Source organism: Variovorax sp. GW822-FHT04A09, from assembly GCF_058801005.1.
Genome location: NZ_JBXAMV010000004.1, coordinates 441,095 through 453,621 on the forward strand (window position 1 = coordinate 441,095; position 12,527 = coordinate 453,621).

At 69.2% G+C, this 12,527-nt stretch carries 11 protein-coding genes; 6 read left to right on the plus strand and 5 right to left on the minus strand.

Annotated elements, in window-relative coordinates; translation table 11 throughout:
- Nucleotides 1-63: 63 nt before the first annotated feature.
- Entirely contained in the window at nucleotides 64-846 is a 783-nt protein-coding gene (locus tag AC1RLW_RS22195) for an SDR family NAD(P)-dependent oxidoreductase (RefSeq protein WP_493195090.1), read from the minus strand.
- A 135-nt stretch (nucleotides 847-981) separates the two neighbouring features.
- On the opposite strand from AC1RLW_RS22195, the gene AC1RLW_RS22200 reads away from it, so the two are divergent.
- Nucleotides 982-1,362, plus strand: a complete 381-nt coding sequence (locus AC1RLW_RS22200) for a hypothetical protein (protein ID WP_493195091.1) — start codon at nucleotides 982-984, stop codon at nucleotides 1,360-1,362.
- Here AC1RLW_RS22200 and tgt read toward each other — a convergent pair.
- Together tgt and queA are read right to left on the minus strand one after the other, a co-directional pair.
- Nucleotides 1,359-2,531 carry a tRNA guanosine(34) transglycosylase Tgt gene (tgt, locus tag AC1RLW_RS22205; RefSeq protein ID WP_493195092.1) on the minus strand — a complete coding sequence of 391 codons (1,173 nt, stop codon included), beginning with the start codon at nucleotides 2,529-2,531 and terminating at the stop codon, nucleotides 1,359-1,361. The genes AC1RLW_RS22200 and tgt overlap by 4 nt on opposite strands.
- Before the next feature lie 8 nt (nucleotides 2,532-2,539).
- Nucleotides 2,540-3,583 carry a tRNA preQ1(34) S-adenosylmethionine ribosyltransferase-isomerase QueA gene (gene queA, locus AC1RLW_RS22210; RefSeq protein WP_095747235.1) on the minus strand — a complete coding sequence of 348 codons (1,044 nt, stop codon included), beginning with the start codon at nucleotides 3,581-3,583 and terminating at the stop codon, nucleotides 2,540-2,542.
- Nucleotides 3,584-3,709: 126 nt separating this feature from the next.
- Here queA and AC1RLW_RS22215 point away from each other — a divergent pair, with 126 nt between their 5' ends.
- The 3 genes from AC1RLW_RS22215 to recG are packed head-to-tail and all read left to right on the plus strand — an operon-like array spanning nucleotide 3,710 to nucleotide 7,994.
- Nucleotides 3,710-4,387: a DUF4166 domain-containing protein gene (locus AC1RLW_RS22215; protein WP_493195093.1), complete on the plus strand. Its 678-nt coding sequence runs from the start codon at nucleotides 3,710-3,712 to the stop codon at nucleotides 4,385-4,387.
- Entirely contained in the window at nucleotides 4,384-5,874 is a 1,491-nt protein-coding gene (locus tag AC1RLW_RS22220; RefSeq protein WP_493195094.1) for a TIGR01777 family oxidoreductase, read from the plus strand. The genes AC1RLW_RS22215 and AC1RLW_RS22220 overlap by 4 nt, the downstream gene beginning before the upstream one ends.
- An 11-nt stretch (nucleotides 5,875-5,885) precedes the next feature.
- Entirely contained in the window at nucleotides 5,886-7,994 is a 2,109-nt protein-coding gene (gene recG / locus AC1RLW_RS22225) for an ATP-dependent DNA helicase RecG (RefSeq protein ID WP_493195095.1), read from the plus strand.
- Here recG and serB read toward each other — a convergent pair.
- Nucleotides 7,984-8,670: a phosphoserine phosphatase SerB gene (gene serB / locus AC1RLW_RS22230; RefSeq protein ID WP_493195096.1), complete on the minus strand. Its 687-nt coding sequence runs from the start codon at nucleotides 8,668-8,670 to the stop codon at nucleotides 7,984-7,986. The two genes, recG and serB, sit on opposite strands and share 11 nt — an antisense overlap.
- Complete coding sequence (locus tag AC1RLW_RS22235; protein ID WP_223301447.1) at nucleotides 8,667-9,575, minus strand: LysR substrate-binding domain-containing protein; 909 nt, start codon at nucleotides 9,573-9,575, stop codon at nucleotides 8,667-8,669. Before AC1RLW_RS22235 ends, serB begins: the two co-directional genes overlap by 4 nt.
- Before the next feature lie 198 nt (nucleotides 9,576-9,773).
- On the opposite strand from AC1RLW_RS22235, the gene AC1RLW_RS22240 reads away from it, so the two are divergent.
- Nucleotides 9,774-10,844 carry an ABC transporter ATP-binding protein gene (locus tag AC1RLW_RS22240; RefSeq protein ID WP_493195097.1) on the plus strand — a complete coding sequence of 357 codons (1,071 nt, stop codon included), beginning with the start codon at nucleotides 9,774-9,776 and terminating at the stop codon, nucleotides 10,842-10,844.
- 15 nt (nucleotides 10,845-10,859) lie between these two features.
- Nucleotides 10,860-12,506, plus strand: a complete 1,647-nt coding sequence (locus AC1RLW_RS22245) for an ABC transporter permease (RefSeq protein ID WP_062477436.1) — start codon at nucleotides 10,860-10,862, stop codon at nucleotides 12,504-12,506.
- Nucleotides 12,507-12,527: the final 21 nt, after the last annotated feature.

Sequence of the window (12,527 nt, forward strand, 5' to 3'; positions counted from 1 at the left end):
CCACCCACGCAGCAAAAAGCCCGGCATGCCGGGCTTTTTCTTTGGGGCGACCGTTGAAGCGCTTCAGGTCCAGCCTGCGTCCACCACGTAGTCCTGCGCGGTGCACATGCGCGAATCGTCGGCCGCCAGGAACAGCGCCATCGCGGCGATGTCTTCCGCCATCACGCGCCCCGGCAGGCACTGCGCCGCATCGATCTCCGCGGCGGATTCGGGCTTCACCCACAGCTTGATCTGCCGCTCGGTCATCACCCAGCCCGGCATGATCGTGTTGACCCGGATGTTCTGCTTGCCCAGGTCGCGCGCCAGCGAGCGCGTGAGGCCGTTCACGCCCGCCTTGCAGGCCTGGTAGACCGGGTAGCCGCGGCCCTTCATGAGCCAGCTGATCGAGCCGAAGTTGACGATCGAGCCGCCGCCCAACGCGCGCATGTCCTCGGCCACGGCCTGCGCGGCAAAGAACTGGTGCTTGATGTTGACGGCCACGAGGCGGTCGAAGTCGTCGCTCGTCACGTCGGCCATCTCGTGGCGGCGGTCGTTGGCCGCGTTGTTCAGCAGCACCGACACCGGCCCGAAGCGCTGGCGCACTGTGTCGATGGCGGCGGCGAGCGCGGCCGTGTCGGTCACGTCGCAGGGCACGAAAAGCGCGGGGTGCGCGCCCTGCAGCTGCGCGGCGAGCGCATCGCCGGCGGCCGTGTCGAGGTCGCAGAAGCCGACCTTCGCGCCTTGGGCATGAAAGGCCCGCACCAGCGATTCGCCGATGCCGCTGGCGCCGCCCGAGATGAACACGGTGCGGCCGGCCAGCGAGGGGTAACGGGCGGTATAGGCCGTGGGTGGGGGGGCGTTGGTCATGAGGGTGAGGACAACCGCAGTGAAGACAGGGCAAGCGTACCGGATGACGGCGTCCCTGGTGCCGGCCGGGCCTCCACCCGGCGTATGGCTTCCGGCCTGTGGGCAGGTCGCCGTGGCAGGCATACGCTTCGGCCCATGAGCTCCTTCAACCGCCGTTTCGTCTTCTGCCTCGCGCTGCTTCCGGCCGCCTTCGCGGCGCGGCACGTCCGCGCGCAGGCGCAGGCACCGGCGCCCGTGCTGCTCTTCAAAGTGGTCTCGCCGCGAGACGACATCGTGGTGGGCATCGAGGCGGCCCAGCTGGGCGCCGGCGCGGCGCCGCCCGTGCAGCGGCTTGCCGCCATGCTGGCCGAGAAGGGTCAGCTCACGCTCTGGCAGTACGCCTCGCACAAGGATGCGAGCGGGGCGCTGGTGCAGGCGCCGCTCAGGCAGGTCGTGGTCTTCAGGAACGAGCTGCTGCGCATCGAACCCTACGCGACGCCCCTGGCCATCAGGCCGCCGGGCGCCGCAAAGTCCTAGACGCCGCGTGCGCGATCGGACTTGAACCGTGCGCGGAATTCCGTGAACGTGCCCGCGTCGAGCGCCGCACGGATCTCGGTCATCAGGTTCAGGTAGTAGTGCAGATTGTGGATGGTGCACAGCATCGGACCGAGCATTTCGCCGCAGCGGTCCAGGTGGTGCAGGTAGGCGCGGCTGAAGCCTTCGCGCCCGCCGTCGTTCCAGCTCACGCCCGAGGTGCCCGCGCAGGCGTGGCAGGTGCAGCTCGGGTCGACCGGCTGCGGGTCGCTCTTGTGGCGCGCGTTGCGCATCTTCAGGTCGCCGAAGCGCGTGAACATCGTGCCGTTGCGCGCATTGCGCGTGGGCATCACGCAGTCGAACATGTCGACGCCGTCGGCCACGCCCTGCACCAGGTCTTCGGGCGTGCCCACGCCCATCAGGTAGCGCGGCTTGTTCGCGGGCAGCCGGTGCGGCGTGTGGCCCATGATGTGCAGCATCTCTTCCTTGGGCTCGCCCACGCTCACGCCGCCGATGGCGTAGCCGGGGAAGTCCATGTCGACCAGCGCCGCCAGCGACTCTTCGCGCAGGTTCTCGAACATGCCGCCCTGCACGATGCCGAACAGCGCGTTGGGGTTCGAAAGGCGCGTGAACTCGGCCTGGCAGCGCTTGGCCCAGCGCAGGCTCAGCTCCATCGAGACGCGCGCCTCGGCCTCGGTCGTGATGTGGCCCTTGGTGTCGTAGGGCGTGCACTCGTCGAACTGCATCACGATGTCGCTGTTCAGGATGGTCTGGATCTGCATCGAGACCTCGGGCGTGAGGAACAGCTTGTCGCCATTGACGGGCGACGCGAACTTCACGCCCTCTTCGCTGATCTTGCGCATCGCGCCCAGCGACCACACCTGGAAGCCGCCCGAGTCGGTGAGGATGGGCTTGTCCCATTTCTCGAACTGGTGCAGGCCGCCGAAGCTCGCCATGACGTCCAGGCCCGGGCGCATCCACAGGTGGAAGGTGTTGCCCAGGATGATCTGCGCGCCCATCTCTTCGAGGCTGCGCGGCATCACGCCCTTGACCGTGCCGTAGGTGCCCACGGGCATGAAGATCGGCGTCTGGACCTTGCCGTGGTTGAGCGTGAGCGTCGCGCGGCGCGCGTGGCTGTCGGGGTCGGTCTTGAGGAGTTCGAAGTTCAGCATGATGTCGTTCAGTCCTGGGTGCGTGCGAGCAGCATGGCATCGCCGTAGCTGAAGAAGCGGTAGCCGTTGGCAATGGCGTGGGCGTACAGCGCCATCACGCGCTCGTAGCCCGCGAAGGCCGAGACCAGCATCATCAGCGTGCTCTTGGGCAAATGGAAGTTGGTCACCAGCACGTCGACGTGCGCGAAGGCGAAGCCCGGCGTGATGAAGATGCGCGTGTCGCCCGTGGCCTCGCCGCTTTTCGCCCACGACTCGAGCGTGCGCACGGTGGTCGTGCCCACGGCGACCACGCGCCCGCCGCGTGCCTTGCATTCGGCAATGGCGCGCTGCGTGGCCTCGGGCACTTCGTAGCGCTCGGCGTGCATCGTGTGTTCGGCGATGTTCTCGGTCTTCACCGGCTGGAAGGTGCCGGCGCCCACGTGCAGCGTGACGTTGGCGCGCTGCACGCCGCGCGCTTCGAGCTCGGCCAGCAGGCCCTCGTCGAAATGCAGTGCGGCGGTCGGCGCGGCCACGGCGCCGGGCACGCGCGCGAACACGGTCTGGTAGCGGCTTTCGTCGTCGGCCGAATCGGTGTGCGTGATGTAGGGCGGCAGCGGCACGTGGCCGCAGCGCTGCATCAGCGCATACGGGTCTTCGCCCGCGTCGCTCTCGAAGCCGAAGCGGAACAGCGCGCCGTCTTCCTCGGGCCAGCGGCCCAGCAGCGTGGCGCGAAAGCCGCCGACCATCTCGAGCGTGGTGCCCACGGGCGGCTTCTTGCTGACCTTCATGTGCGCGACCACCTCGTGGCCCTGCAGCACGCGCTCGACCAGCAGCTCGAGCTTGCCGCCGGTCGGCTTCTCGCCGAACAGGCGCGCCTTGACCACGCGCGTGTCGTTGAAGACCAGCAGGTCGCCCGCGCGCAGCAGCGAGGGCAGTTCCTTGAAGATGCGGTCGGCCGGGGCGGGGCCTGTGCCGTCGAGCAGACGGGAGGCGGTGCGTTCGGTGGCCGGGTGTTGTGCCACCAGCTCGGGCGGCAGATGGAAATCGAAATCGGAAAGCGTGAAGGCGCGCATGGTGCTTGAGGGCCGGACGGGCCCGTGCCAAGGAGGCATGGGAAAGAGAAAAAGGCGGAGAGCGGCGATTGTCCCATGGCCCGGAATCACGGGCGCCGCCGGGGGTTGCCGAGGCAGAATCGACGCATGGTCGATTCTTCCGTCGCGCGTGTCACGCCGTCCCCCGCCCCTCCTTCCGAAGGCGAGCTCTTCAAGAAGATCCTCGGCGGCGCCTGGATGGGCCTGCACCCCGACATCCGCCGGCGCTTCGACAAGAACCCCCTGCCGGGCAAGGCGCTGCACTACCTGGGCGCGCTCAGCGAGCTGCGCTGCTCGCGCTTCGGCAAGCTCTTGGGGCACCTCACGCAGCCGATGATCCAGGGTGCGCTGATCCCCTACAGCGACAGCCACTTCCCGGTCGAGATCCAGGTCTACGCCCGGCCCGACGACCCGGCCATCTACAAGCAGCGCATCTACCGCCTGCACGACCGCAAGCCCATCCAGTTCACCAGCTTCATGCGCGAGAGCGAGCGCGGCGAGGTGCTCGAGTACGTCGGCATGGGGTTGGGCATGAAGCTGGTGCTGAGCGTGGAGCCCAGCGGCAGCCTGCATTTCCAGAGCGATGGCTATTTCTGGGAGGTGTTCGGCTGGCGCATTCCGCTGCCGGGCCTGTTCACGCCGGGCAAGACCTTCCTCTGGCACCACAACGAGACGCCCGAGCGTTTCAACATCCGTATCGAGATCCGCCACTGCCTCATGGGCACCACCTTCACGCAGGTCGGCGTGTTCGAGGAAGTGCCGGAGCCGCAGGCGGTGTCCGCATGATCGACACGCACCTGCTGGCCCTGCAGCTCATGGCGGCGCAAGGCGCGCTGGGCGCCTTCGACACGCTCTACCACCACGAAGGCACCGAGGCCCTGCCGCGCCGCGGCACGGCGGGTCGCGAGCTGGCGATCCATGCCACGCGCTCGTCGATCTACTGCGCGCTGTTCCTCGGGCTGTCGGCGTGGGCCTGGCACGGCGCGTGGGCGTGGGTGCTGCTCGTGGTGTTCGGCGTCGAGATCGTGCTCACGCTGTGGGACTTCGTGGTCGAAGACGGCAGCCGCCTGCTGCCGCCCACCGAGCGCGTGACGCACACAGTGCTGGCCATCAACGCCGGCGCGTTCATCGCGCTGCTGGCGATGAGCGCGGTCGGCTGGGCAGCGCAACCGACGGCGATGGTGTGGCAGCCACACGGCTGGCTCAGCGCCTTCCTGGCGCTGTGCGGCGTGGGTGTCGGTATCTCGGGCCTGCGCGACGGCTTCGCAGCGCGCGCCCTGTTCAAGCAGCAGAAGCAGGCGCAGGTACGCGCTGTCGAGGCCCCGGTGCGGTTCGGCACGACACCGCAGCAGGTGCTGGTGACGGGCGGCACCGGCTTCATCGGCCAGATCCTCGTGCGCCACTTGCTGGCCGACGGCCATGCGGTGACGGTGTGGACGCGCGACGCGCGCGGCGCCGCCTGGGGCTTTGGCGGCGCGGTGCGCTGCGTGCAGTCGCTCGACCAGATTCCCGCTGCGGACGCCATCGACGTGGTCGTCAACCTCGCGGGCGCACGCATCCTCGGCCAGCGCTGGAGCGCAAGGCGCCAGCAGCAACTGCTGCGAAGCCGCGAAGGGTTGACGCAGCAGCTCGTCGCGTGGATCGCCACGCGCCCGCGCAAGCCGTGGCTGCTGCTCTCGGGCTCCGCCATCGGCTATTACGGCGTGCAGCCGCAGGGCGACGCCACCGAGCTCGCCGAAGACGCGCCGCCGCAGGACATCTTCATGTCGACGCTGTGCCAGCGCTGGGAGCAGGCCGCGCACGCGGCCGTGGCGCACGGCGTTCGCGTGGCCTGCCTGCGCTTCGGCTTCGTGCTGGGCCACCAGGGCTCGCTGCCGCAGCTGCTGATGCCGGTGCAGCTGGGCATGGGCGGGCGCCTGGGTAGCGGGCGGCAGTGGCTGTCGTGGGTGCATGTGCATGACCTGATCCGCGCCATCGCGCATGTGTGGACGATGACGGAGTCCGCCACCGACCCTGTCGCCGCGCAGGCCTTCAACGTCACCGCGCCGGGTGCAGTGAGCCAGGAGGCCTTCACCCGCGTCGCCGCCGGCGTGCTGCACCGCCCCTGCTGGATGCCCACGCCCGCCGCGCCCGTGAAGCTGCTGCTCGGCGAGCAGGCCGACCTGCTGCTCGAAGGCCAGCGCGTGGTGCCGGCGCAGCTGCTGCGCAGCGGCTTCCAGTTCATGTTCCCCGATGCCCGCAGCGCCTTGACGGACCTTTGCCGTCCACGCTAGAAGCCTTGTCCGTGCCCGCCAAGAAAGAACCGACTCCCCCCGCCGCGCCGGCGCAACCGCCCGGCACCGGCCTGAGCCTCGTGCAGCGCGCGCTGCGCAAGCTCGGCCTCGTGCGCGACATCGACTTCGCGCTCTACCTGCCGATGCGCTACGAGGACGAGACGCGCATCGTGCGGCTGGTCGACACGCGCGACGGCGACATGGCGCAGGTCGAGGGTGTGGTCACCGAGTGCGAGGTGGTGTACCGCCCGCGCCGCCAGCTCATCGCCACCATCGACGACGGCTCCGACACCTGCCAGCTGCGTTTCTTCAACTTCTATCCGTCGCAGCAAAAGCAGCTCGCGGTGGGCGCCAAGGTGCGCGTGCGCGGCGAGATGCGCGGTGGTTTCGTGGGGCGGCAGATCATGCACCCGACCGTCAAGGCGGCCGGCACGGCGCTGCCCAACGCGCTCACGCCGGTGTACTCGACCGTGGCCGGGCTCGCGCAGCCGGTGCTGCGGCGCGAGGTGCGCTCGGGCCTGGCGCGCGCGCTGCTCGACGAGACGATTCCGGTGCAGATCGGCCTGCGCGGCGCGTGGGACCTGCGCAGCGCGCTGAGCTTCCTGCACTACCCGACGCCCGACGTGTCGATCGCCGCGCTGGAAGACCACAGCCACCCGGCGTGGCAGCGCATCAAGGCCGAGGAGCTGCTGGCGCAGCAGCTCTCGCAGCTGCAGGCGCGGCTGGAGCGCGCGGCGCAGCGCGCGCCGGTGCTGCCTGCGTCCACCGACGCGGCGGCGAGTTCGCTGCATGCGCAGTTGCTCGCCGTGCTGCCCTTCGGCCTCACCGGCGCACAGCAGCGCGTGGGCGAGGAGATCACGGCCGACCTGCACCGCCAGATCCCGATGCACCGCCTGCTGCAGGGCGACGTGGGCTCGGGCAAGACCGTGGTCGCGGCGCTGGCCGCGGCGCGCTGCATCGACGCGGGCTTCCAGTGCGCGCTGATGGCGCCCACCGAAATCCTCGCGGCCCAGCACTTCGGCAAGCTGGTCGGCTGGCTCGACCCGCTGCTGGCCGAACGCGGCCTGCGCGTGGCCTGGCTCACGGGCAGCCAGAAGAAGAAGGAACGCGACGAGATGTCGGCCGCCGTCGAGAGCGGCGAGGCCGCGCTGGTCATCGGCACGCACGCGGTCATCTCGGAGAAGGTGCGCTTCAAGAACCTGGCGCTGGCCATCATCGACGAGCAGCACCGCTTCGGCGTCGCGCAGCGTCTTGCATTGCGCGGCAAGGCCGGCGGTCATCTCGAACCGCATCTGCTGATGATGAGCGCCACGCCGATTCCCCGCACGCTTGCGATGAGCTACTACGCCGACCTCGACGTCTCCACGCTCGACGAGCTGCCGCCCGGCCGCACGCCCATCGTCACCAAGCTGGTGGCCGACCACCGGCGCGACGAGGTCATCGACCGCATCCAGGCGCAGATTTCGCAGGGCCGACAGGTCTACTGGGTCTGCCCGCTGATCGAGGAAAGCGAGGCGGTCGACCTGCGCAACGCCACCGAAACGCGCGACGAACTCGCGGGCACGCTGGGCGACCACATCCAGGTCGGCCTGCTGCATTCGCGCATGCCCACGGCCGAGAAGCAGGCGGTGATGGCGGCCTTCACCGCGAACGAAATCCAGGTGCTGGTGAGCACCACGGTGATCGAAGTGGGCGTGGACGTGCCCAACGCCTCGCTGATGGTGATCGAGCACGCCGAGCGCTTCGGCCTCTCGCAGCTGCACCAGTTGCGCGGGCGCGTGGGGCGCGGCGCGGCGGCCTCGGCCTGCGTGCTGCTCTATGCGCCGGGCGACAGCGGCCGCGTGGGCGAGGCGGCGCGCGCGCGGCTCAAGGCCATGGCCGAGACCGGCGACGGTTTCGAGATCGCGCGGCGCGACCTCGAGATCCGCGGCCCCGGCGAGTTCCTCGGCGCACGCCAGTCGGGCGCACCGCTGCTGCGCTTTGCCGACCTCGCGACCGACACGCTGTTGCTCGACTGGGCGCGCGAGCTCGCGCCGGTGATGCTGCAGAAGCACCCCGAGCTGGCGCAGCGCCACATCGACCGCTGGCTCGGCACCAAGGCCGAATACCTCAAGGCTTGAGCAGGTCGAGCAGCCGGTCGAGCCCGCCCTCGTCGATCGACAGCATGGCGGCCTCGCGCACCAGGGGCTTGGCGTGGTAGGCCACGGACAGCCCCGCCACGCGCATCATCGGCAGGTCGTTCGCGCCGTCGCCCACGGCGATGGCCCGGGCCGGCGATATGCCCATCGCGCGGCAGCATTCGAGCAGCTTGTCCTTCTTGGCCTCGCCGTCGCAGATGTCGCCCCAGGGCTGGGGCAGCATGCGACCGGTGAGCCGGCCGTCTTCGATCTCCAGCACGTTGGAGCGCGTGTCGTCCAGCTTCAATCGATCGCGCAGCCGGTCGGTGAAGAAGGTGAAGCCGCCGCTCAGCAGCACGACGCGCAGGCCGGCCTGCTTGCACGCGGCGATCAGCGTCTCGGCGCCGGGGTTCAGGTGCAGGCGCTGGTCGTACACGGCCTGCAGCGCCGACAGCGGCACGCCGCGCAGCAGGGCCACGCGCCGGCGCAGGCTGTCCTTGTAGTCGGTGATCTCGCCGCGCATCGTGGCCTCGGTGATGGCTGCGACCTCGGGGCCGCAGCCCGCGATGTCGGCGATCTCGTCGACCGTCTCGATGTCGATCAGCGTCGAGTCCATGTCGAAGGCGATCAGCTTGAAGTCCGACAGCCGCAGGGGAGGAAGAGTGAGCATGGTGGTCATGGGGTGGGGCTTCCCGCGTTCCAGTGCTGCGTGCCGAGCCAGTCGACGAACTGCCGTGCCAGCGCGGCCACCGGCCCTTCGGTGCGGTACAGCGCGTAGACGCCCGAAGCCGGCAGGCGCGGTTCGGGAAACACCAGGCGCAACCGGTCGGCGCGGATGTCTTCCTCGAGCAGGCACCAGGGCGCCAGCGCGAGCCCCAGGTCGTTCATGGCGGCCTGCATGCAAAGAAACTGGTGGTCGAACACGGGGCCGGGCAGCTGGGGCGGCACGCGCACGCCGGCCAGCTCGAACCAGCGCGGCCAGTTCTCCACTTCGCCGGCGGCCTGCAGCAGCGGGTGGCCCAGGCAGTCGGCCATGCTGGCGATGCGGTGCCGCTCGATGAAGCGCGGCGACGCCACGGCCACGAGGTGGTCGTCCAGGCAGCGCACGCAGGTGTGGTCGGGGCGCTGCATGGGAATGCGGCGGATCAGCACGTCGCTGCCGGCCTCGGCCTGGTCGAAGAACTGCCGGCCCAGGGTCGACAGCTGCACGTCGGTCTGCGGCGCCAGGGCCTGGAAGCCGGCCAGCCGCGGGATGAGCCACTTCATCGCCAGCGAGGGCGTGGTGCACACGCGCAGGCTGGCGCGCTGGTGGGGCGACTTCAGCGCGGCCGTGGCGCTGGCGATGCGGTCCAGGCTGGCCTGCACCTCGGCGAAGTAGTCGCGCGCATGGGGCAGCAGCGTCGCGCCGCGGGCCTCGCGCGCGAACAGCGGCTGGCCCAGGTAGTCCTCCAGCAGGCGGATCTGCTGGCTGACGGCGCTGTGCGTGATGCTGAGTTCGTCGGCGGCCGCGGTGAAGTTGGCATGGCGCGCCGCCGCTTCGAAGGCGCGCAGCGCCTTCAAAGGGGGGAGGCGTCGGGTCACCACATGCGTACCTTGGCGAGCGGGCTTGTCTTCCTCATGTTCTTTTCGTGTTCGGTTGCGTGCCGCCCGGGGTTGGAGGCCGGCGCGCATCGTAGACCGGGAAGCCTGCAGAAAAACTAACCGGCCGCCTTAAAAAATACGGCTGGTGGCGTGTGGAGGGCGCACCTAGCATCGCGCTTCCTTCCACCCTGAACAAGAGACATGGCTTCCATCACCATCGACAACGTCGTGAAGCAGTTCGCCAACCAGACGGTGCTGCAGAACCTGTCGCTGCATGTGCCCGATGGCGCCTTCTACACCCTGCTGGGCCCCAGCGGCTGCGGCAAGACGACCCTGCTGCGCTGCATCGCGGGCTTCAACGAGCCCGACGGCGGGCGCATTCTTTTCGACAAGGACGACGTGACGCGCGTGTCCACCCACCACCGCGACATCGGCATGGTGTTCCAGGACTACGCGCTGTTCCCCGACAAGACGGCCTTCGACAACGTGGCCTATGGCCTGCGTGCGCGCAAGGTGCCCAAGGCCGAGATCGCCCGGCGCGTCAACGAGGCGCTGGACAAGGTGAGCCTGCTGGCACTGGCCGACCGCTACCCCGCGCAGATGAGCGGCGGCCAGCGCCAGCGCGTGGCGCTGGCGCGCGCGCTGGTGATCCGCCCGCGCGTGCTGCTGATGGACGAGCCGCTGTCCAACCTCGACGCCAAGATGCGCCTGCAGATGCGCGACGTGATCCTCGACCTCGTGCGCGAGGCCGGCATCACCACCGTGTTCGTCACGCACGACCAGGAAGAAGCGCTGGCCATGTCCGACCGCATCGCCATCATGGACCGCGGCAGCATCGCGCAGCTGGGCACGCCCGAAGAGCTGTACGGCACGCCGGTGAACGCCTACGTGGCGGACTTCATCGGCTCGGCCAACGTGATCCCGGTGCCGGCCGAGTCCGCCGGCGGGGCCGCGTCGCATGTGCGCTACCAGTTGTGCGGCCAGCAACTGGACGGCATGCAGGGCGGTGCCGCGCTGGGCGCGCAGGGCATCCTCATCGCGCGCCCCGAGGCGCTGTCGCTGATGGCGCCCGCGCCCCATGTGCCCAACGCCATCGCGGGCGAGGTGCTGCGCCGCCAGTACCTGGGCTTCAAGACCGCCTACCGCATCCGGCTGCACGACCAGTCGGAGATCCGCGTCGAGCTGCATGCCGGCAACATGGTGGCCGACTTCCAGGCCGGCGATGCGGTGCAGGTGCTGGTGCCGGCCGACAGCCGCGTCGTCGCTGCCTGAACGGACACGCACGCCATGAAAATCAACTGGTGGCCCTGGGGTTTCCTGACCCTGCTCAGCCTCGTGCTGCTGCTGTTCTTCGTGTTCTACCCGCTGGGCACGCTGTTCGTGAACAGCGTGCGTGACGAGTCGGGCGCGTTCTCGCTGTCCGGCTTCATCACCTTGCTGCAGGACAGCGAATACCTGCTCGCGTTCCGCAACACGCTGGTGCTCGGCGTGTCGGTCACGGCCTGCACCGTGGCCGTGGGCGTGCCCTTCGCGTACATGGTGGCGCGCTACGACTTCCCGCTGAAGAACCTGGTGGCGGTGCTGCCGATCATGACCATCGTGATCCCCGAGATCATCGTGGGCCAGTCGTGGCTGCTGCTGCTGGGCAACAACGGGCTGGTGACCAACCTGCTCGCGGGCGCGGGCATCACGCTGCCGACCTTCTACGGCTGGACCGGCATGGTGTTCTCCATGACGCTGGTCTACTACACCTACATCTACCTGGGCGTGCTGGCCGCGCTGCGCGGCTTCGACGGTCAGTTGGAGGAAGCCGGCCTGAGCCTGGGCACCTCGCCGCTGGTGACCAAGCTGCGCGTGCTGGTGCCGGTGATCCTGCCGGCGGTGCTGGTCAATGCGCTGGTGGTGTTCACGCTGGTGGTGGGCAACTTCGCGCTGTCGGTGGTGCTGGGCAGCAGCGTGCCGCTGCTGTCGGTCATGACGTACAACGCCTTCGTCGGCGAGATGGGTGGCAGCCCCACGCTGCAAAGCGCGATGTCGGTGGTGTCCATCGGCATCGTGGCCATCGTGCTGTTCTTCCAGAAGCGCGTGGTCGAACGCAAGATCTACACGATGACGCAGGGCCGCGCGCCCGCCGTGGTGCGCGTGCGCTCGGGCGCGGCGGTGTTCTACACGCTCAGCGTGGGCGTGATCATCGTGCTGTCGATGCTGCCGCTGCTCATCGTCTTCGTGGGCGCCTTCACCGAGACCAGCGGGCCCGTGATGCGCTGGGGCCAGTGGTCGCTGTCCAGCCTGGAACGCGCGCTGCGCGGCGCGCCCGAGCCGATCATCAACTCGCTGAAGTTCGCCTCGATGGCCACCGTGGTGGGCGTGGCCTTCGCGGTGCTCGTGAGCTACCTGACGATCAAGAAGCGCAACCCCTTCACGCAGCTGCTCGACTACATCGTGGTGCTGCCGCTGACCATCTCGGGCACGGTGCTGGGCATTGCGCTGGTGCAGACCTTCAACACCGGCTGGCTGGTGCTGGCGGGCACCTCGGGGATCATGGTGCTGTGCTACACGGTGCGCCGCCTGCCCTTCGCGGTGCGCAACGCGTCGTCGACGCTGTTCAACATCTCGGACTCCATCGAGGAGGCGTCGATCAGCCTGGGTGTGTCGCCGCTGAAGACCTTCTTCAAGGTGCTGCTGCCGGCCATGAAGGCCTCGATCATCTCGGCCGCCATCCTGATGTGGGTGACCACGATCTCGGAGCTGTCGGCCTCCATCGTGGTCTACACGGGCGGCCTGGAGACCATGCCCATCGCCATCTTCCGCCAGGTCGACGGCGGCCGCCTGGGCCTGGCCTCGGCCTACGGCGCGGCGCTGGTCAGCGTGATCCTGCTGCCCATCGTGGTGGCGATCAAGGTGTTCCGCATCAACCTCTTCTCCAGCAAATGACCCACCCATTCACTTCAACCT